The sequence below is a fragment of the Streptomyces sp. NPDC050535 genome, from assembly GCF_044457665.1.
In the GTDB taxonomy this organism is placed as follows: domain Bacteria; phylum Actinomycetota; class Actinomycetes; order Streptomycetales; family Streptomycetaceae; genus Streptomyces.
This window is the reverse complement of sequence record NZ_JBITHE010000008.1, coordinates 276,424-295,454: the sequence shown is the minus strand read 5'-3', so window position 1 is coordinate 295,454 and position 19,031 is coordinate 276,424. Positions and strand designations below refer to the sequence as shown.

The 19,031-nt window shown below is 70.6% G+C and carries 14 protein-coding genes; 3 read left to right on the top strand and 11 right to left on the bottom strand.

The annotated features are described in order from the left end of the window. Window positions 1–78: 78 nt before the first annotated feature. The 3 genes from ACIBLC_RS20570 to ACIBLC_RS20560 form a co-directional block, all read right to left on the bottom strand. Window positions 79–1,524 (bottom strand): aldehyde dehydrogenase family protein, encoded by a 1,446-nt coding sequence (locus ACIBLC_RS20570; protein WP_399212444.1) that lies wholly within the window; start codon window positions 1,522–1,524, stop codon window positions 79–81. A gap of 255 nt (window positions 1,525–1,779) precedes the next feature. Further along, complete coding sequence (locus ACIBLC_RS20565; RefSeq protein ID WP_399212443.1) at window positions 1,780–3,444, bottom strand: PucR family transcriptional regulator; 1,665 nt, start codon at window positions 3,442–3,444, stop codon at window positions 1,780–1,782. 232 nt (window positions 3,445–3,676) lie between these two features. Then, window positions 3,677–5,803, bottom strand: a complete 2,127-nt coding sequence (locus ACIBLC_RS20560) for an ATP-binding protein (protein WP_399212522.1) — start codon at window positions 5,801–5,803, stop codon at window positions 3,677–3,679. Between the two features lie 311 nt (window positions 5,804–6,114). Between ACIBLC_RS20560 and gabT the strand changes: the two genes are divergently transcribed. Together gabT and ACIBLC_RS20550 are read left to right on the top strand one after the other, a co-directional pair. Continuing rightward, window positions 6,115–7,449 carry a 4-aminobutyrate--2-oxoglutarate transaminase gene (gene gabT / locus ACIBLC_RS20555; RefSeq protein ID WP_399212441.1) on the top strand — a complete coding sequence of 445 codons (1,335 nt, stop codon included), beginning with the start codon at window positions 6,115–6,117 and terminating at the stop codon, window positions 7,447–7,449. A 326-nt stretch (window positions 7,450–7,775) separates the two neighbouring features. Next, on the top strand, window positions 7,776–8,459 hold the full coding sequence (locus ACIBLC_RS20550) for a phosphatase PAP2 family protein (protein WP_399212440.1): 684 nt from the start codon (window positions 7,776–7,778) through the stop codon (window positions 8,457–8,459). Here ACIBLC_RS20550 and ACIBLC_RS20545 read toward each other — a convergent pair. The 8 genes from ACIBLC_RS20545 to ACIBLC_RS20510 all read right to left on the bottom strand — a co-directional run bounded on the left by ACIBLC_RS20545 (window position 8,447) and on the right by ACIBLC_RS20510 (window position 18,206). Continuing rightward, window positions 8,447–10,174: a chitinase gene (locus ACIBLC_RS20545; protein WP_399212519.1), complete on the bottom strand. Its 1,728-nt coding sequence runs from the start codon at window positions 10,172–10,174 to the stop codon at window positions 8,447–8,449. The two genes, ACIBLC_RS20550 and ACIBLC_RS20545, sit on opposite strands and share 13 nt — an antisense overlap. A gap of 192 nt (window positions 10,175–10,366) precedes the next feature. After that, a complete protein-coding gene (locus ACIBLC_RS20540) occupies window positions 10,367–10,819 on the bottom strand; it encodes a hypothetical protein (RefSeq protein WP_399212439.1) in 453 nt (150 codons plus the stop codon). A gap of 197 nt (window positions 10,820–11,016) precedes the next feature. Further along, on the bottom strand, window positions 11,017–12,435 hold the full coding sequence (locus tag ACIBLC_RS20535) for an NAD(P)/FAD-dependent oxidoreductase (protein ID WP_399212438.1): 1,419 nt from the start codon (window positions 12,433–12,435) through the stop codon (window positions 11,017–11,019). A 38-nt stretch (window positions 12,436–12,473) separates the two neighbouring features. Continuing rightward, window positions 12,474–13,274 carry an ABC transporter permease gene (locus ACIBLC_RS20530; protein ID WP_399212437.1) on the bottom strand — a complete coding sequence of 267 codons (801 nt, stop codon included), beginning with the start codon at window positions 13,272–13,274 and terminating at the stop codon, window positions 12,474–12,476. After that, window positions 13,275–14,198: an ABC transporter permease gene (locus ACIBLC_RS20525; protein WP_399212436.1), complete on the bottom strand. Its 924-nt coding sequence runs from the start codon at window positions 14,196–14,198 to the stop codon at window positions 13,275–13,277. Continuing rightward, the gene (locus ACIBLC_RS20520) at window positions 14,198–15,349 is read right to left on the bottom strand and encodes an ABC transporter ATP-binding protein (protein WP_399212518.1); all 1,152 of its coding nucleotides are present in this window, start codon (window positions 15,347–15,349) and stop codon (window positions 14,198–14,200) included. Before ACIBLC_RS20520 ends, ACIBLC_RS20525 begins: the two co-directional genes overlap by 1 nt. A gap of 5 nt (window positions 15,350–15,354) precedes the next feature. Continuing rightward, window positions 15,355–16,602: a spermidine/putrescine ABC transporter substrate-binding protein gene (locus ACIBLC_RS20515; protein WP_399212435.1), complete on the bottom strand. Its 1,248-nt coding sequence runs from the start codon at window positions 16,600–16,602 to the stop codon at window positions 15,355–15,357. A gap of 77 nt (window positions 16,603–16,679) precedes the next feature. Beyond that, the gene (locus ACIBLC_RS20510; RefSeq protein WP_399212434.1) at window positions 16,680–18,206 is read right to left on the bottom strand and encodes a gamma-aminobutyraldehyde dehydrogenase; all 1,527 of its coding nucleotides are present in this window, start codon (window positions 18,204–18,206) and stop codon (window positions 16,680–16,682) included. Window positions 18,207–18,413: 207 nt separating this feature from the next. On the opposite strand from ACIBLC_RS20510, the gene ACIBLC_RS20505 reads away from it, so the two are divergent. After that, window positions 18,414–19,013, top strand: coding sequence for an NADAR family protein (locus ACIBLC_RS20505; RefSeq protein WP_399212433.1), 600 nt, complete (start codon window positions 18,414–18,416; stop codon window positions 19,011–19,013). Window positions 19,014–19,031 lie beyond the last annotated feature (18 nt).

Below are 19,031 nucleotides of genomic sequence, written 5' to 3'. Positions count from 1 at the left end.
GACGGCCGGAGCCCCCGCACAGCGGGCTCCGGCCGTCGGCCAGGACGGGCTACGGCCGTCCGCGGAGCTGAGTGGAGCTCAGAGGGCGAGACCCGTCAGAACCAGCACCCGCTCGTAGGTGTAGTCGTCCATCGCGAACTTCACGCCCTCGCGGCCGACACCGGACTGCTTCACACCGCCGTACGGCATCTGGTCGGCGCGGTAGGACGGCACGTCGCCGATCACGACACCGCCCACCTCCAGCGCACGGTGGGCGCGGAAGGCGACCTGGAGGTCGTGCGTGAACACACCTGCCTGGAGGCCGTACTTGGAGTCGTTGACGGCGGCGAAGGCGGCTGCCTCGCCCTCCACCTTCCGTACGGTGAGGACCGGTCCGAAGACCTCCTCGCAGGAGATGGTGGTGTCCGCCGGTACGTCGGCGAGCACGGTCGGCGCGTACGCGGCGCCGTCACGCTTGCCGCCGGTGAGCACACGGGCGCCCGCCCGGACGGCCTCCTCGACCCACGCCTCGACGCGCTCGGCGGCGTCCTCGCTGACCAGCGGGCCCACGTCGGTCCTGTCGTCCGACGGGTCCCCGGTGACCTGCGCCTCGACGGCGGCGACGATACGCGGCAGCAGCCGGTCGTACACGGAGGCGTCCGCGATCACCCGCTGCACGGAGATGCAGGACTGGCCGCCCTGGTAGTTGGAGAAGGTGGCGATGCGGGTGGCGGCCAGGTCCAGGTCCTCGTCGCTCGCCCAGTCGGCGAGGACGACGGCCGCGCCGTTGCCGCCGAGTTCCAGCGTGCAGTGCTTACGCGGCACGCTGTCCATGATCGCGTAGCCGACCTTCTCCGAGCCGGTGAAGGAGATGACCGGCAGCCGCTCGTCCCGCACCAGCGCGGGCATCCGCTCGTTGGACACGGGCAGAATGCTCCACGAACCGGCGGGCAGCTCCGTCTCGGCCAGCAGGTCGCCGATGATCAGGCCCGACAGCGGGGTCGCGGGCGCCGGCTTCAGGATGATCGGCGTGCCGGCGGCGATGGCCGGGGCGATCTTGTGGGCGCACAGGTTGAGCGGGAAGTTGAAGGGCGCGATGCCCAGGACGACGCCCTTCGGGAACCGCCGGGTCAGCGCGAGCCGCCCCTGGCCGCCGAGGTCGGTGTCGAGCCGCTGGGCCTCGCCTCCGTTGAACCGGCGGGCCTCCTCAGCCGCGAACCGGAACACCGACACCGCGCGGCCGACCTCGCCGCGGGCCCACTTGACCGGCTTGCCGTTCTCGGCGGAGATGAGCCGGGCGATCTCCTCGGTGCGCTCGGCGAGACGCCTCGACACGTGGTCGAGGGCGGCGGCGCGGATGTGTGCCGGGGTCGCGGCGAACTCGTCCCGTACGGCGTACGCGGCGGCGACCGCCTCCTCGACCTGGGCCTCGGTCGGCACGCTGACCTGGCCGACGAGGCGGCCGTCCCACGGGGAGGTGACGTCGAACGTGGTCTCGCCGGTGGCCTGGCGGCCGGCGAGCCAGAAGGCGTGGGTGGAAGTCATGTGTGAGTCCGCCCTTCCGAGGTTGGTGTGCGGGCGTGGCTTTCCCGGTCAACGGTAGGGGCGGGGCGGCCGGGGGTCGTTTGTCCGACTCGTAGCAGTCGGGGTGGGGGGTGCGCCGGTTTGGAACGGTGGGGGTGGCGCGGGCGTGGGTTTTTCGCCCCTCCGCCCCTGCCCGTCCCGTTCCCGGGGGCTGCCGCCCCCGGACCCCCGCATCGCGCTGACGCGCTCGTCCTCAATCGCCGGACGGGCTGAAAATCAGCCCTGTTCCCCCGCCGCGGCCGTGGTCTTCAGCGCCAGCCAAAGCTCCATCCGCACATCCGGATCATCCAGCGACCGCCCGAGGATCTCCTCGACCCGCCGCATCCGGTACCGCAGCGTGTGCCGGTGCACCCCCAGGTCGGCCGCCGCCGCGTCCCACTGTCCGTGCCGGGACAACCACGCCCGCAGCGAGGCGACAAGGTCACCACGCCCGGTCGCGTCGTGCTCCCGCAGCGCCCGCAGGAGCCCGTCGGCGAACGCCCGCACCGCGTCGTCGGCGAGCAGCGGCAGCACGGACCCGGCGGCCAGCTCCTCGTGCTCGACGAGGAACCGCCCCCGCCGGCGGGCGACGGACAGCGCCTGCTCGGCCTGCTTGTACGCGGCGCCGGCCGCGATCGGCCCGGCGGGCGCCGAAAGCCCGACCACCAGTTCGTCCTCGTCCGCGCCGGACTGCTCCCGCTCGGACGCCCGCGCGGCCTCCAGCGCCGCCGCGTGCTCCCCGCAGGCGGCGACCGCCGCGCCCCCGTCGACGGCGAGCACGACGAGCCGCTCCCCGTCGGGCACGACGAGCACGGCCTCACCGGAACGGGCCGCCGCGGACTCCACGACCTCGGCGAGCACGCCGAGCGGTTCACCGCCGGATTCGGGCACGGCGAGGGCGACGGAGGGGACGGCGGCGGCGGTCACGCGGGCCCGGCCGTCGGCGTGCGCACGGCCGGCCGACGCGGACGCCGACTCGGCGAGGATCAGCCGGAAGGGCGCGTCGAGGAGTGCGCCGAACAGGTCCCCGGCGACGGCCCGGGCGTGATCGGACTCCCCGGCGAGCAGCATGCGCAGCACCGCCGCGCCGATCCGCTGCTCGGCCGCCTGCAAGGAGCGCGAGCGTTCGGTGGTGAGGGTCAGCAGGGCGATCGCCGAGTGCAGGGCGTAGCGCTCGGCGGTTCCGAGGGCGGCGGCGGTGCCGACGGCGAGCGCGGCGCGCGGCCTGCGTCCGGTGCCCAGCGAGTGCAGCTCCACCCGGTCCTCGCCGCCGACCACCGAGCTCGCGGGCGCGGGCCGGTCCCGCAGCCGCTCCACGTCCGGCGTCAGCCGGGCGGCCCGCCGCTCCGCCCAGTCGGGCGCTGCGGCGACGACGGCGCCGGACGCGTCGTACAGCGCGGCCCACCCGTCGACCTGTCCGGCGAGGGAGGACAGCAGCCCTTCGGGCCCGTCGTTCAGCGCCTGCTTGGTCAGTTCGCGCTGCGCGGCGAACCCAGCGGTCACGGCCCGGTACTGATCGGCCGCGATGGCGGCGGAGACGGCCTTGCTGATGGCAAGGAAGGGCGTACGCCGGGGCACTTCGAGGAGCGGCAGCGCCTCTTCTCGCGCCGCGTCGACGAGTGCCTTCGGGATCTCCTCGTAGTGCACCCCGACGGCGAACCCGAGCCCGACCACACCCGCTCCGGCCAGCCGCTTCACATAGCGCCGCATGACCTCGGGGTCGTCCGCGTCCAGCTTGAGCGCGGTGATCAGCAGGAGTTCCCCGCCCTCCATGTACGGCACGGGGTCGGCGAGCTCACTCGCGTGCGCCCAGCGGACGGGCGCGTCCAGCCGGTCCTCGCCCGCGCGCACGGTGAGCTTGAGCGCGGAGTGGTGGACGAGCGAGGCGAGCGTGGGGGGCATGGGACCTTCAGGCCTTCGGGTTCTCAGGTCTTCACAGGATCTTCGACGGTCACTGGCGGTTCCGACGGTCACTGGTGGTGTGGATCTTTTGGCCGCGACGTATGAACGACCCGTGTCGATTCTGCCTCACCGTACGGTACGGCCGTGACCGTGTGTCCAGACGTACAGGTCAGCGCCGTACGCCCAGGACCATCACCCGCCCAGGACCGTCACCCGCGCGGGGCGACCGGCGTCAGCCGCGTAGATCCACGAGCAGCGGCGGCGCGTGCTCGCCCCGCACGCTCGTGAGCGACAGCACGGCGTGCCCCGGCGGCACCCCGTGCGCCAGCTCGGACGCGGACCACCGCTCCCGCTCGACCTGACGCACGGTGACGGCCCGGGCGGTCGGCGCGTGCCCGGTGATCACCCGGCGCACCATGTGCAGCGCCTTGCCCGCCGGGGTCTCCGCGATGATCTGCCGGTCGGTGACGTCGCGCGCCTCGATCCACTCCTTGCCCCAGACCTCGGCGAAGTCCTGCCCGTCCCAGGGAGTGAGCCCGGACAGCGCCATCCGGCACCCGATGGCGCCGAGCAGCGGAGTACGCAGCGTGCGCGGCACGTCGTCGAGGGTCCGCAGCGTCAGCACGGCGCCGGCGTTGCCGGAACGCAGCCGCTGGATACCTCGTACGGCCTCGGGCGTGACGACCCCGGTCGCGTCGTCGAGCACCAGGCAGGCGAACAGCGACCGGTCCTCCCGTACCGCGACACTCGCCGTGAACTGCGCGAGCACCAGCCGCGCCAGGATCCGCGAGGCGTCGGCGTGCCCGCGCGCGGGCAGGTCGATCCGTACCCGCACCGGATGGTCGAGGGCCCGCAGCGAGAAGGGGCGGGACTGCCCCGACGTGTCGAAGAACCCCGCGAACGCCGGCCTGTCGAGCAGCGCGACGCGATCCGAGAGCACGCCTCCCAGATCTCCCGGGTGCCCCAACTGGCGCTCACGGGCGTCGAGTTCGCGCAGCAGGGACTCCTTCCCGCTGTCCTCCAGGGCTTTGCGCAGCGCCCCGAGCGGACCGGGAGTGCCGTCGAGGAGCTGTCGCAGTTCGGGCACCGAGGGGAACCGGCCGTGGACGGCCCGGAACGGTCCGAGAAGCTGGGCGAGGACGGTGGTCGACCGGCGGCTGTCGCCCCCGGGATGCGGATCGGCCAGATCACCGACGAGCGCCTCCGCCAGTACGGCGGCGGCCTCGTCGGGGTCGGTGGTCCCGCCGTACAGGTCGAGGTCGTACACGGATTCGGGATTCCCGATCCGTACGACGACGTCGTAGGCGTCGGGGGCGCCGAGCCCGGCACCCGCGGCGCCGACCACGACCACGGCGGCCCGCCCGGCGAGCGCCTGGAGGCACAGCGACTCCGCGAGCGGCCACACAACGCCACCGGTCTTGCCCGATCCGGGCGGGCCGACGGCGACCAGCGAGGTGCCCAGCAGGTCGGGGCCGAGCCCCAGGCCGGTGGCACGGTAGGCATACGGGTTGCGGGCGTCGTCGGCGGTCGTGCCCAGCCGCACCTGGCCGGTCACGAGGTCGTGCAGCGCGTGCCGTCCGGGCAGGTCGCGCGCGCCGGAGGGATGCAGGCAGGCGGCGGACCCGTCCTTGAGGACCGCCCCGGTGAAGGTGGCGAGGCTGTGCCGCCCGCTCCGTACGCTCTGCCAGGCGCGGGTGATCCGGGCGTGGTCGACGTCGCGCGTCAGCCCCGAGCGGGCCTCGGCGGCGAGCCGGTCGGCGGCGTCGGCCGCGCCGGCGGCGCGGAGCTGGTTCCACTGGGCGGGGTCCTCCTCGGGCGCGGGCGGCCGCTCGCTCACGGGCGCGGCGCGGCGCCAGGCGGGCAGCCCGTAGCGCCGCCAGACCTCGCCCCAGCGGCCGAGGCGGCCGACGCCGAACATGATCCCGAGGGCGATCAGCGTGTAGTAGCCGTACCAGAGGAACGCGTTGCCCACCGCGTCGTCGCTGCGGCGCCAGGAGTCGGGGGTGAACAGGTCGAGCGGGATGATCCACCAGCCGCCCAGGTAGCCGTTCCAGAGCAGCGACCAGATCAGCCAGCCCACCAGGAACGCGATCACGGCGCCGCTCAGGAGCTGGCGCGCCGGGATCTCCTCCGGCTCCTCGTCCGGCCGCGGCCGGTGCCCGAACCGCCAGACCCCGGGCGGCGCCTCCGGCCTCGACGTCCGGACCCACGTCAGGAAGCCGGCCCCGTCCGGCAACGGCGGCATCCCCGGCGCCCCCGTGGGCCTCGGTGGCGTCGCCGCCGCGTCCGGCGGCCCCGCCGGACGCGGCACAGGACTCGCGTGCGTGCCCCGCGCGTCCCGCGTCCCGTCGCTGTCCATCGCCTTGCCCCCTGACCAGCCGCTCCGTGCGTCGTCCGCGAGCCAATCTAGTGCCCCCACGGGGGGAGTTCACCGTTTACGCGGCCGGACCTGCCCGGAGGCGCCCTGCGGACCAGGTACCGCGGCACACCTTCCTCCTATGTCCACCACGGACAACCGGGAGCCCGAACATCTCCCCCGTGGAGCATGCCCACCCCCCTCCCCCGGCCCTAACCTGCGAAGAAGGCAGTCAAGCGTCCGAAAGCACCCCCACCCGGTGCGCCCCGCCCGCCGGGGACCGTCCGGTTCGCAGGAACATCAGGGAGCCCCTCATGACCGCACTTCCGCAGGAGCGCCGCGTCGTCACCGCCATTCCCGGCCCGAAGTCGCAGGAGCTGCAGGCCCGGCGTCTCGCCGCGGTCGCCGCCGGTGTGGGCTCGGTGCTCCCCGTGTTCACCACGCGCGCCGGTGGCGGCATCATCGAGGACGTCGACGGGAACCGTCTGATCGACTTCGGCTCCGGAATCGCCGTGACCAGTGTCGGCGCGAGCGCCGAGGCCGTCGTACGCCGGGCCTCCGCCCAGCTCCAGGACTTCACGCACACCTGTTTCATGGTCACGCCGTACGAGGGGTACGTGGCCGTCGCCGAGGCGCTCGCGGAGCTGACGCCGGGCGACCACGCCAAGAAGTCGGCCCTGTTCAACTCGGGCGCCGAGGCCGTCGAGAACGCCGTCAAGATCGCGCGGGCGTACACCAAGCGGCAGGCGGTGGTCGTCTTCGACCACGGCTACCACGGCCGCACCAACCTCACGATGGCGCTGACCGCCAAGAACATGCCGTACAAGCACGGCTTCGGCCCGTTCGCCCCCGAGGTCTACCGCGTGCCGGTGGCGTACGGCTACCGCTGGCTGACCGGCCCGGAGAACGCGGGCGCCGAGGCGTCCGCCCAGGCCATCGACATGATCAACAAGCAGATCGGCGCCGAGAACGTCGCCGCGATCATCATCGAGCCGCTGCTCGGCGAGGGCGGCTTCATCGAGCCGGCCAAGGGCTTCCTGCCCGCCATCAGCAAGTTCGCCACCGACAACGGCATCGTCTTCGTCGCCGACGAGATCCAGTCCGGCTTCTGCCGCACCGGCCAGTGGTTCGCCTGCGAGGACGAGGGCATCGTCCCGGACCTGATCACCACCGCCAAGGGCATCGCGGGCGGCCTCCCGCTCGCCGCCGTCACCGGCCGCGCCGAGATCATGGACGCCGCGCACTCGGGCGGCCTGGGCGGCACCTACGGCGGCAACCCGGTGGCCTGCGCCGGCGCCCTCGGCGCGATCGAGACGATGAAGGAACTCGACCTCAACGCGAAGGCCAAGCACATCGAGGGGGTCATGAAGACCCGTCTGGGCGCGATGGCCGAGAAGTTCGACATCATCGGCGAGGTCCGCGGCCGCGGCGCCATGATCGCCATCGAGCTGGTCAAGGACCGCGACGGCAAGGAGCCGAACGCCGAGGCGACCGCCGCGCTCGCCAAGGCCTGCCACCAGGAGGGCCTGCTGGTCCTGACCTGTGGCACCTACGGCAACGTCCTCCGCTTCCTGCCCCCGCTGGTCATCGGCGAGGACCTCCTGAACGAGGGCCTCGACATCATCGAGCAGGCCTTCTCCCGTATCTGACACCGCGGGCCCGCCCGCGCGCGGGGTCCGACCGCTCCTCGCGCCGGATTCCGCTTGGCCGCAGGGGCGGGGCGGCGGCCGTCAGACCGTGTGAAGAACGTGTGCGAGGTGCATGACGGGACACGATTCCGTCTGTCGGACCCGGATCCCCTGTCGTAGGTTCTACCCAGATGAGAGAAACACCCCGCCCACAGGGGACTGTGGGCGACGCCGGGTCGGGGCCTCCCCAGCTTCGCCCTGGTCGTGCCCTCGCGCACACACCCGGAGCTTCCAGCTCCGAATCTCCTCACCGATCGGACAGTCGCCCGCCCCAAACCCCCCGGGGCGTGCGACGATCCGATCCGGTCGGCCACCCCGGAACCACCCCCCCTGTTCCGGGGTGGCCGGCCTTTCTCCTCCTTCTCGGCCTTCCGGCCCTCCTCTTCGCGGTGATCACCTGGCAGGTCGTGGCCCATGGCCCCCTCGCCCACGCGGACGAACGCCTCAGCGGCCGTCTCGTGGATCCGGCCCGGAGCTACGAGCTCCTCGCCGACCTCGGCGGTGTCGCGATCGCCGTTCCCGTCCTCGCCGTCGCGCTCGGCTACGCCGCCCTGCGCGCCCGCCGGGCCGGGCGGGACCGCTGGTGGCTGCCGTCCGTCGCGGCGGCGGTGCTGATGGCCGTCGTACCGGCACTGGTCGTACCGGTGAAAGAACTGGTCGCCCGGCCGGGCCCACCGGTGATGGGCCCGGGCACGGGCTTCTATCCCTCGGGTCACACGGCGACCGCCGCCGTCGCGTACGGCGCCGCGACCCTGGTCCTCCTACCCTGGCTCCGCACCGCCCGCACCCGCCGCGCACTGGTCACCGTCTGCCTCGCCCTGAACCTCGCGGTGCCCTTCGGCCTGATCCGACGCGGCTTCCACTGGCCGCTGGACGTGGTGGCGAGCTGGTGCCTGTGCGCGGTGCTGCTGTGCCTGCTGTGGACGGTGCTGAGCCGGAACAACGCCGTGGCGGCCGCTCAGCCGAAGTAGCCGTCGAAGTTCCGCTGGAACTCCCAGCTGCCGAACCGGTCCCAGTTGATCGACCAGGTCATCAGGCCGCGGAGGCCGGGCCAGGTGCCGTGGGTGGCGTAGGAGCCGCAGTTGGTCTTCTTGGTGAGGCAGTCGAGGGCCTTGTCGACCTCGGAGGGCGCCACGTAGCCGTTGCCCGCGTTCGTCGTCGCCGGCATGCCGATGGCTATCTGGTCGGGGCGCAGGGCCGGGAAGACGTTGCTCGCGTTGCCGGCGACCGGGAAGCCGGTGAGGAGCATGTCGGTCATCGCTATGTGGAAGTCGGCGCCGCCCATGGAGTGGTACTGGTTGTCGAGGCCCATGACAGGGCCCGAGTTGTAGTCCTGGACGTGGAGGAGCGTCAGGTCGTCGCGCATGGCGTAGATGACCGGAAGGTAGGCCCCGGCGCGCGGGTCCTGGCCGCCCCACGGGCCGGTGCCGTAGTACTGGTAGCCGAGCTGGACGAAGAAGGTCTCGGGGGCCATCGTCAGCACGAAGCCGGCGCCGTACTTGGCCTTGAGGGCCTTCAGGGCCGAGATGAGGTTCACGATCACGGGTGTGGTGGGGCTCTTGAAGTTGGTGTCGCTCGCGTTCAGCGAGAGCGAGTGGCCCTCGAAGTCGATGTCCAGGCCGTTCAGGCCGTAGGTGTCGATGATCTTCGACACCGAGGTGACGAAGGTGTCGCGCGCCGCCGTCGTCGTCAGCTGCACCTGGCCGTTCTGGCCGCCGATGGATATCAGGACCTTCTTGCCCGCCGCCTGCTTGGCCTTGATCGCCGCCTTGAAGTCGGCGTCGCTCTCGACGGTCGGGCACTCCGCGACCGGGCAGCGGGTGAAGCGGATGTCGCCGGAGGTGGTGGAGGTGGGTTCGCCGAAGGCCAGGTCGATGATGTCCCAGCTGTCGGGGACGTCGGCGAGACGCGTGTACCCGGCGCCGTTCGCGAAGCTGGCGTGCAGGTAGCCGACGAGGGCGTGTCCGGTGGAGCCTCCCCCGCCGCCCGCTGTCGTCGTCGCGGTGACCGTCGCCGACTTCGGCGACTCGCCCGCGTCGTTCACCGCCGCGACCTGGAAGGCGTACGCCGTCGAGGCCGTGAGCCCGCTGACCGTGGCCGAAGTCCCGGTCACCGACTGGACTCTCACGCCGCCGCGGTAGACGGCGTATCCGGTCGCGCCGGTCACCGGGGACCAGGACAGGGCGACGGACGAGGAGGTGACGGTGCCTGCCGTCAGGCCGGTGGGCGCGGCCGGGGGCTGACCCGGGGTGCCGGCGGGGCCGAACAGGGAGATGTCGTCGGCGTAGTACGCGCCGGTGCCGTACCAGCCGTGCGTGTAGACGGTCACCTTGGTGGTGGACGGGCCGGTGCGGAAGGTCGTGGTGAGCTGCTGCCAGCCGGTCGAGGACTGGGTCCAGGTGGAGACGTCGGTGGTGCCGGTGCCGCTCGCGCCGAGGTAGACGTAGCTGCCCCGGACGTAACCGGACAGGGTGTACTGGGAGTTGGGCTGGACGGTCACCGCCTGGGAGCACTGCGCGTGGTCGCTGCCGGCCGGGGTCGCCTGCAACGCGGAACTGCCACTCCGTACAGGTGAGTTGACGGTGGTGCCCGCTGAGCAGGTCCAACTGTCCAGGCCTGCCTCGAAACCGCCGTTCTTCGCGATGTCCGCGTCGGCCGCACGGGCGGCCGACGAGAGCGCGGTCATACCGGGAACGGCCAGGACGATGGCCGTGCACACGGCGAGAAGTCTGTGACGTATGACTGATCCGTTGCGCCGGGTTCGATCCACGACTGCCTCCGTGCAGGGGGAATTGGAGGGTGAAGCGCGCCCAATTTGGTCCAGACCAATCATGTTGTCAAGACCTCTGGCTGTTACCGGGGTCCGGCCCCGGCGCGGCTATCGGTTCTCGTTCCCGGCGATACCCGCCGCCGCCTCGTGCATGGCCAGCTCCAGCAGCGCCGGGTCGGTGAGCGTGCCGGAGCCGTCCGGCGGGATCAGCCAGCGGACCCCGCCGGTCGTCCGTCCCGGGTACGGCACCACGATCCAGGTGCCGCGGCCCGCTGTACGCACCCCCGTGCCGAGCCACCGGGCCGCGGTGCCCGCGGGCACGAAGAAGCCCATCCGGGCGTCCCCGAAGTCGACCAGCACCGGACCCAGTTGGTCGATCACCCGGGTCAGCACGTCGAGCGTCGGGTAGCCGAGTTCGCCCGGCAGGATGAGCACGTCCCAGGCCTTGCCCGCGGGCAGCAGCGCGATCCCCAGCGGATTGCGCTCCCATTCCCAGCGGCAGGCCTCCGGATCCGGAGCTACGGATGCCAGCCAGTCGACCGCCGTCTTGGCCCCTGTCATGACGGAACCTCCCTCTCTCATGTCGACGCAAGTCGCGTCACAGGGGAGAGCGAGGTTCGGCCCGGGCATTACGCGGGTTCTGAATAATTGTTGATAGTGAGGCGGGTCACAGCTGCTGAGCAGGGCGTACGCCGTGAATCAAGAATCGGCGTACGCGCCCTTCAGGACCCTCCGGTACCCCCGCCCGTCAGTGCCCCTCAGCTGTCGAAGCCGAGCCCCATCCGGTCCATGGCCTTCAGCCACAGATTGCGCCGCCCGCCGTGTGAATCGGCCCGGGCCAGCGACCACTTGGTGAGCGCGATGCCCGTCCAGGCGAAGGGCTCGGGCGGGAACGGCAGCGGCTTTCTGCGGACCATCTCCAGCTCGGTGCGTTCCGTGCGCTCCCCCGCCAGCAGGTCGAGCATCACGTCCGCGCCGAACCGTGTCGCGCCCACGCCGAGCCCGGTGTAGCCCGCCGCGTAGGCGACCTTGCCCTGGTGCGCCGTACCGAAGAAGGCGGAGAAGCGCGAGCAGGTGTCGATCGCGCCGCCCCAGGCGTGCGTGAAGCGGACGCCCGCCAACTGCGGGAAGCAGGTGAAGAAGTGCCCGGCGAGCTTCGCGTACGTCTCCGGGCGGTCGTCGTACTCGGCGCGCATCCGGCCGCCGTACGGGTAGATCGCGTCGTAACCGCCCCACAGGATCCGGTTGTCGGCGGACAGCCGGAAATAGTGGAACTGGTTCGCCGAATCCCCCAGCCCCTGACGGTTCTTCCAGCCGATGGACGCCAACTGGTCGGCGGTCAGCGGCTCGGTCATCAGCGCGTAGTCGTAGACGGGGACGGTGTAGGCGCGGACCCGCCTGACCAGGTTCGGGAAGATGTTCGTACCGAGGGCCACGCGACGGGCGCGGACCGAACCGTACGGGGTGCGTACGGCCATTCCGGCGCCGTCGGGCCTCAGTTCGAGTGCCGGGGTGTGCTCGTAGACACGGACCCCGAGTTCCCGGCATGCCCGCTTGAGACCCCAGGCGAGCTTGGCGGGGTGGAGCATGGCGACGCCCCGGCGGTCGTGGAGGCCGGCCAGGAATGTCGGTGAGTCGACTTGTTCCCGTACCGCTTCGGCGTCCAGGAACTCGATGCCGTCCGCCAGCCCCTCGCGCCGCAGCTCCTCGTGCCATTCGCGGAGTTCGGCCGCCTGGTGCGGCTCGGTGGCGACGTCGATCTCGCCGCTGCGCTCGAAGTCGCAGTCGATGGAGTAGCGGGCGACGGCCGCCTCGATCCCGTCGAGGTTGCGGGCGCCCAGCTCCTCCAGCTTCCTGATCTCGTCCGGCCAGCGGGTGAGGCCGTTGGCCAGACCGTGGGTCAGCGACGCGGCGCAGAAGCCGCCGTTGCGGCCGGAGGCGGCCCAGCCCACCTCGCGGCCCTCCACCAGGACCACCTCGCGCCCGGGGTCGCGCTCCTTGGCCAGGAGCGCGGTCCACAGTCCGCTGTAGCCGCCGCCGACGACGAGCAGGTCGCAGGTCTCGGCGGTGGTGAGGGCGGGTTCGGCGCGGGGTTTGCCGGGGTCGTCAAGCCAGTAGGACACCGGCTGTACGTCGGAAAGAGACTCGGCCCAACGGGTCATGGCGCTTGGGGCCATGATTTCCACTCCCTTACACGTGCTTTTCTCTCGGAGGCTTATGCCTTCTGGCGGTTGCGGCGGTTACCGACCACCATTCCGGCCAGGACGAACAGTACGGCGACGACGAACATGGCCGTACCGATGACATTGATCTGAACGGGTGTTCCGCGCTGCGCCGAGCCCCAGACGAACATGGGGAAGGTGACGGTCGAGCCCGCGTTGAAATTGGTGATGATGAAATCGTCGAAGGAGAGCGCGAAGGCGAGCAGCGCGCCCGCGGCGATTCCGGGTGCCGCGATGGGCAGGGTGACGCGGACGAAGGTCTGCACCGGTCCCGCGTACAGGTCCTGAGCCGCCTGCTCCAGACGCGGGTCCATCGACATGACGCGCGCCTTGACCGCCGTCACCACGAAGCTGAGGCAGAACATGATGTGGGCGATCAGGATGGTCCAGAAACCCAACTGAGCACCCATGTTGAGGAACAGGGTGAGCAGCGAGGCGGCCATCACGACCTCGGGCATCGCCATCGGCAGGAAGATCAGCGAGTTGACCGCCCCACGCGCGCGGAAGCGGTAGCGGACCAGGGCGAAGGCGATCATGGTGCCGAGGACGGTGGCTCCGAGCGTCGCCCACACGGCGATCTGGAGGCTGAGCGAGAGCGAGCCGCACATGTCGGCGACGCCGCACGGGTCGGTCCAGGCGTCCGTGGAGAAGTTCTGCCACTCGTAATTGAAGCGCCCCTTCGGTTTGTTGAAGGAGAACACCGTGACCACGACGTTCGGCAGGAGCAGATATCCGAGTGTCAGCAGTCCCGCGATGACGACGAGATGATGCTTGAACCAGCGTACGAAGGCCATTTAGACCAGGTCCTCCGTCCCGGACTTGCGAATGTAGAGCGTGACCATGATGAGGATGGCGGCCATGAGAATGAAGGAAAGCGCCGCGGCCGTCGGATAGTCGAGAATTCTCAGGAACTGGGTCTGGATGACGTTGCCGACCATCCGGGTGTCCGTGGAGCCGAGCAGGTCGGCGTTGACGTAGTCGCCGCTGGCCGGGATGAAGGTCAGCAGGGTCCCGGAGACCACACCGGGCATCGACAGCGGGAAGGTGACCTTCCTGAACGTCGTGACCGGCCTGGCGTACAGGTCGCCGGCCGCCTCGTGCAGACGTCCGTCGATGCGTTCCAGCGAGGTGTAGAGCGGCAGGATCATGAACGGCAGGAAGTTGTACGTGAGACCGCAGATCACCGCGAGCGGTGTCGCGAGGACGCGGTCGCCCGCCGTGATGCCGAGCCAGCTCGTGACGTCGAGGATGTGCAGCGAGTTGAGGGCGCCGACCACCGGGCCGCCGTCCGCGAGGATCGTCTTCCAGGCCAGCGTGCGGATCAGGAAGCTGGTGAAGAACGGGGCGATGACCAGGATGAGGACGACGTTGCGCCAGCGGCCCGCGCGGAAGGCGATCAGATAGGCGAGCGGATATCCGAGGATCAGGCACAGGATCGTCGCGGAGCCCGCGTAGAGCACCGAGCGCAGGAACTGCGGCCAGTAGTCGGCCAGCGCGTTCCAGTAGGTCGCGAAGTGCCAGGTGACCTTGTAGCCCTCCTCCAGGGAGCCCGTCTGCACGGACGTGGAGGCCTGGTAGACCATCGGCAGCGCGAAGAAGACCAGCAGCCAGAGGATGCCGGGCAGCAGCAGCCAGTACGGGGTGAGACGCCTGCGCCTGCGGGGCGGCTTCTCGGCGGGCTGAGGCGCCAGGGGTGGCGCCTCGGTGACGGTGGCCATCAGGCGGCCTCCTCGTCCACCGTCTCGACGCCGGCGTCGATGTCCTGGGCGGCGTCCAGGCCGAAGGTGTGCGCCGGGTTCCAGTGCAGGACGACGTCCGTGCCGGGCCGGAGCCTGGAGTCGCGGTCGATGTTCTGGGCGTAGACCTCGAACTCGGGGCAGACGGCGCTGTCGATGACGTACTGCGTGGAGACGCCGATGAAGCTGGAGTCGGCGATCTTGCCGGTGATCCGGTTGCGGCCCACCGGGATGTCGCCCGCGTCGTCGGCGTGCGTGAGCGTGATCTTCTCGGGGCGGACGCCGACCAGGACCTTGCCGCCGGTCGTCGTGGGCGCCGAACATCGCGCCGCGGGAAGCAGGAGCTTGCCGCCACCCGCCTTGAGGACGATCTCGTCGCCGCTCCTGGAGTCGACCTCGGCCTCGATGAGGTTCGAGGTGCCGAGGAAGTTGGCGACGAACGTGGTGTTCGGGTTCTCGTAGAGGTCGGCGGGCGAGCCGAGCTGCTCGACACGGCCCGCGTTCATCACGGCGACCGTGTCGGCCATCGTCATGGCCTCCTCCTGGTCGTGCGTGACGTGCACGAACGTGATGCCGACCTCGGTCTGGATGCGCTTGAGCTCCAACTGCATCTGGCGGCGCAGCTTGAGGTCGAGGGCGCCGAGCGGCTCGTCGAGGAGCAGCACCTTGGGGGTGTTGATCAGCGCGCGGGCCACGGCGACCCGCTGCTGCTGGCCGCCGGAGAGCTGGTGCGGCTTCTTGCGGGCCTGCTCGCCGAGCTGTACGAGCTCCAGCATGTCCTCGACCTGCTTCTTCACCGACTTGATGCCGCGCCGGCGCAGACCGAAGGCGACGTTCTCGAAGATGTCGAGGTGCGGGAAGAGGGCGTAGGACTGGAAGACGGTGTTCACCGGCCGCTTGTAGGGCGGCAGGTTCGTCACGTCCTGCTCTCCCAGGTGCACGCTCCCCGAAGTGGGTTCCTCCAGGCCGGCGATCATGCGCAGAGTGGTGGTCTTGCCGCAGCCCGATGCCCCGAGGAGGGCGAAGAACGATCCCTGCGGCACGGTCAGGTCGAGCGGGTGTACGGCCGTGAAGGCGCCGTACGTCTTGCTGATCCCGGAGAGGCGGACGTCGCCGCTGTTGTCTGTCGTCATCATGGTCACGCCCCTGTGAGCTTCGCGAACTTCTCTTCGTAGGCCGTCTCTTCCTTGCTGCTGAGCAAGCGGAAGGCGTGAGACTTGGCGGCCATGGCCTGGTCGGGAATGATCAGCGGGTTGTTCGCCGCGTCCTTGTCGAGCTTCTCGAGATAGGGCTTCACCCCGTCGACCGGACAGACGTAGTTGATGTAGGCGGCGAGTTCGGCGGCCGGCTCGGGCTCGTAGTAGTAGTCCATGAGCCGCTCGGCGTTCGTCTTGTGGCGCGCCTTGTTGGGGATCAGCATGTTGTCGGTCGAGGTGATGTAACCGCTGTCCGGGATGATGAAGTCGACGTCCGGGCTGTCCGCCTTGAGCTGGACGACGTCGCCGGCCCAGGCGATACAGGCCGCGAAGTTGCCGCTGGTGATGTCGGACGTGTAGTCGTTGCCGGTGAAGCGGCGGATCTGGCCCTTGTCCACGGCCTTCTGGAGACGGGCGATCGCCGCGTCGTAGTCGTCGTCCGTGAAGTTGGACGGGTCCTTGCCCATGTCGAGCAGCGTCATGCCGACGCTGTCGCGCATCTCCGTCAGGAAGCCGATGCGCCCCTTGAGCTTGGGGTTGTCGAGCATGTCGGAGACCGACTTCACCTCGACGCCGTCGAGCGCCTTCTTGTTGTAGGCGATGACGGTCGAGATGCCCTGCCAGGGGTAGGAGTAGGCGCGTCCGGGGTCCCAGTCGGGGTTGCGGAACTGCTGCGACAGGTTGGTGTAGGCGTGCGGCAGATTGGCCGGGTCCAGTTTCTGGACCCACCCGAGGTTGATCAGTCGGCCCGCCAGCCAGTCGGTGAGGACGATGAGGTCGCGGCCGGTGTCCTGGCCCGCGGCGAGCTGCGGCTTGATCTTGCCGAAGAACTCGGCGTTGTCGTTGATGTCCTCGGTGTACTTGACCGTGATGCCGGTGCGCTTGGTGAAGGCGTCCAGCGTGGGGTGGTGCTTCTCGCTCTCGTCGACGTCCATGTACTCGGTCCAGTTGGAGAAGTTGATCGTCTTCTCCTTGGCCGAGCGGTCGTCGGCGGAGACGCCACCCTGGGTCTTGCCGGCCGCGGGGATCCCGCAGGCGCTCAGCGCCCCGAGACCGCCGACGGCGAGCGCACCGCCCGCCGACGCGCGCAGCAGTGAACGGCGGGCGAGTGAGGCCCTGCCGTTCCTGAGGCTGCGCCGCATGGCGGCCAGTTGGACCGGGGACAGAGGTTCGGGCTCGTACTGCTCCATGCTCCTGGTGCCCTTTCGGAAGGGTCGCGGCCGTGGTCGCGGCCTGGTCTGCCTCGGCGCCAGCCGAAACGAGTCGGCTAGTTCCGGTCCCCGAAGATCGTGCGGTGCCAGTCCTTCCCGGCAACCCCAGTGTTGTCGAACATGACGTGCTTGATCTGTGTGTACTCCTCGAACGAGTACGCGGACATGTCCTTGCCGAAGCCGGACGCCTTGTAGCCGCCGTGCGGCATCTCGCTGATGATCGGAATGTGGTCGTTGACCCAGACGCAGCCCGCCTTGATCTCGCGGGTGGCGCGGTTGGCACGGTAGACGTCGCGGCTCCAGGCGGAGGCGGCCAGTCCGTACGGCGTGTCGTTGGCCAGCGCGATGCCCTCGTCGTCGGTGTCGAAGGGCAGCACGACCAGTACGGGCCCGAAGATCTCGGACTGCACGATCTCGCTGTCCTGGGCGGCGTCGGCGACGAGGGTGGGCCGGTAGTACGCGCCGCTCTTGAGGTCGCCCTGCGGAACGGTTCCGCCGGTGACCACGCGCGCGTAGGAGCGCGCCCGGTCGACGAATCCGGCGACGCGGTCGCGCTGGGCGTGCGAGATCAGCGGACCCAGGTCGGTGTCCGGGGCGAAGGGGTCCCCCACCCGGACACTCGCCATGAGGTCGGCCGTTCTGGATACGAACGCTTCGTAGAGGGGCCTCTGCACGTACGCGCGCGTGGCGGCCGTGCAGTCCTGCCCGCTGTTGATGAGCGAACCGGCGACCGCGCCGTGCACGGCGGCTTCGAGATCCGCGTCGTCGAAGACCACGAAGGGCGCCTTGCCGCCCAGCTCCAGGTGGAGCCGCTTGACGGTCGAGGTGGCGATCTCGGCGACCCGCTTGCCGACGGCGGTCGAACCGGTGAAGGAGGTCATGGCGACGTCGGGGTGGCCGACGAGATGCTCACCGGCGTCCTTCCCGGCTCCCGTGACGATGTTGATGACACCGTCGGGGATGCCCGCCGCCGTGGCCGCCTCGGCGAAGAGGAGCGAGGTGAGCGGGGTGAGTTCGGCGGGCTTCAGGACGATCGTGTTCCCGGCCGCGATCGCGGGGAGGATCTTCCAGGCCGCCATCTGGAGGGGGTAGTTCCAGGGGGCGATGGAGCCGACGACACCGATGGGTTCACGGCGTACGTACGAGGTGTGGTCGCCGGAGTACTCGCCCGCGGACTGGCCCTGGAGGTGGCGGGCCGCGCCGGCGAAGAACGCGATGTTGTCGATGGTCCCCGGGACGTCGAACTCCCGGGTGAGCTTGAGCGGCTTGCCGCACTGGAGGGATTCGGCGGCGGCGAACTCCTCGGCGCGGTCGGCGAGCACGCCGGCGAAGCGGTGCAGCGCGTCGGAGCGCTCGCCGGGGGTGGCACCCGACCAGCCGGGGAACGCGGCGCGGGCGGCCGCGACGGCGGCGTCCACGTCGGCGGTCCCCGCGAGTTCGTACGTGTAGACCTCGTCGCCCGTGGACGGGTCGACGACCGCGTACGCATGGCCGGAGGTGCCCTTGGTCAGTCGGCCCGCGATGTACTGCGCGCCGTCCGCGAAGCGGTCCTGCGCCTGGAAGCGATGGCCCGGATTGTGCATGTCGCTCTCCTCCGCCGCCCTCCCCGTCCTGCGGGGGTCGGCGTAGCTCCGGCTCGATTTGAGTGCCGATCCTGACAGAGCAAAGGGACTCCAACAAGTGATTCCGTTGTTGCCTTTTGGTTACGCGACGGAATCTGTCGACCAGGTGTCGAGTCGATGTGGAAAAGGCAGGACGGAGTGTCAGTGGTGGATGCCACACTCGCGTGCATGGGGAAGATCGGATCACGGGAAGCGCTGGTCAGCGAGGTCCACTCCGGGGCGAGGGTGGAGTACCTGCACTTCTGGGGGCACCGGCCGCTGCCGGACGGCCGGGTCGGCGCGAGCTGCCTGAGCCAGTGGTGGCCGTCGCCGTTCACGGTGGACGGCGTGGCGTACACGACGGCCGAGCACTGGATGATGGCGCGGAAAGCGCGGCTCTTCGGGGACGCGGAGGCCGAGCGGCGCGCTGTCGACGCGGGCAGCCCCGCGCTGGCCAAGAAGGCGGGGCGGCTCGTGCGCGGCTTCGACGAAGGCATATGGGAGCGCGAGCGGTTCGCGATCGTGGTCGAGGGCAGCGTCCACAAGTTCGGCGCGCATCCCGAGCTGGGGGCGTTTCTGCTGGGCACGGGCGAGCGTGTGCTGGTCGAGGCCAGTCCGATGGACCGGGTCTGGGGGATCGGCCTCGCCGCGGACGACGTGCGTGCGGCGGATCCGGAGCGGTGGCGGGGGCCGAATCTCCTGGGGTTCGCGTTGATGGAGGCGCGGGAGCGGATCCGCCGGGCGGTCGAGGACAGCGGCTCGGCACCTGGCGAAGTCGCCGCCCACTAGTGGACTGGTCCCGCTGGG

What these genes read in the sequence shown, in the direction of transcription:
- ACIBLC_RS20520 (WP_399212518.1), bottom strand. Translation starts at nt 15,349, where the DNA reads ATGACGACAGACAACAGCGGCGACGTCCGCCTCTCCGGGATCAGCAAG.
- ACIBLC_RS20540 (WP_399212439.1), bottom strand. Translation starts at nt 10,819, where the DNA reads ATGACAGGGGCCAAGACGGCGGTCGACTGGCTGGCATCCGTAGCTCCG.
- ACIBLC_RS20545 (WP_399212519.1), bottom strand. Translation starts at nt 10,174, where the DNA reads ATGACCGCGCTCTCGTCGGCCGCCCGTGCGGCCGACGCGGACATCGCG.
- ACIBLC_RS20560 (WP_399212522.1), bottom strand. Translation starts at nt 5,803, where the DNA reads ATGGACAGCGACGGGACGCGGGACGCGCGGGGCACGCACGCGAGTCCT.
- ACIBLC_RS20565 (WP_399212443.1), bottom strand. Translation starts at nt 3,444, where the DNA reads ATGCCCCCCACGCTCGCCTCGCTCGTCCACCACTCCGCGCTCAAGCTC.
- ACIBLC_RS20510 (WP_399212434.1), bottom strand. Translation starts at nt 18,206, where the DNA reads ATGCACAATCCGGGCCATCGCTTCCAGGCGCAGGACCGCTTCGCGGAC.
- ACIBLC_RS20525 (WP_399212436.1), bottom strand. Translation starts at nt 14,198, where the DNA reads ATGGCCACCGTCACCGAGGCGCCACCCCTGGCGCCTCAGCCCGCCGAG.
- ACIBLC_RS20535 (WP_399212438.1), bottom strand. Translation starts at nt 12,435, where the DNA reads ATGGCCCCAAGCGCCATGACCCGTTGGGCCGAGTCTCTTTCCGACGTA.
- ACIBLC_RS20530 (WP_399212437.1), bottom strand. Translation starts at nt 13,274, where the DNA reads ATGGCCTTCGTACGCTGGTTCAAGCATCATCTCGTCGTCATCGCGGGA.
- ACIBLC_RS20515 (WP_399212435.1), bottom strand. Translation starts at nt 16,602, where the DNA reads ATGGAGCAGTACGAGCCCGAACCTCTGTCCCCGGTCCAACTGGCCGCC.
- ACIBLC_RS20570 (WP_399212444.1), bottom strand. Translation starts at nt 1,524, where the DNA reads ATGACTTCCACCCACGCCTTCTGGCTCGCCGGCCGCCAGGCCACCGGC.
- gabT (WP_399212441.1), top strand. Translation starts at nt 6,115, where the DNA reads ATGACCGCACTTCCGCAGGAGCGCCGCGTCGTCACCGCCATTCCCGGC.
- ACIBLC_RS20505 (WP_399212433.1), top strand. Translation starts at nt 18,414, where the DNA reads ATGGGGAAGATCGGATCACGGGAAGCGCTGGTCAGCGAGGTCCACTCC.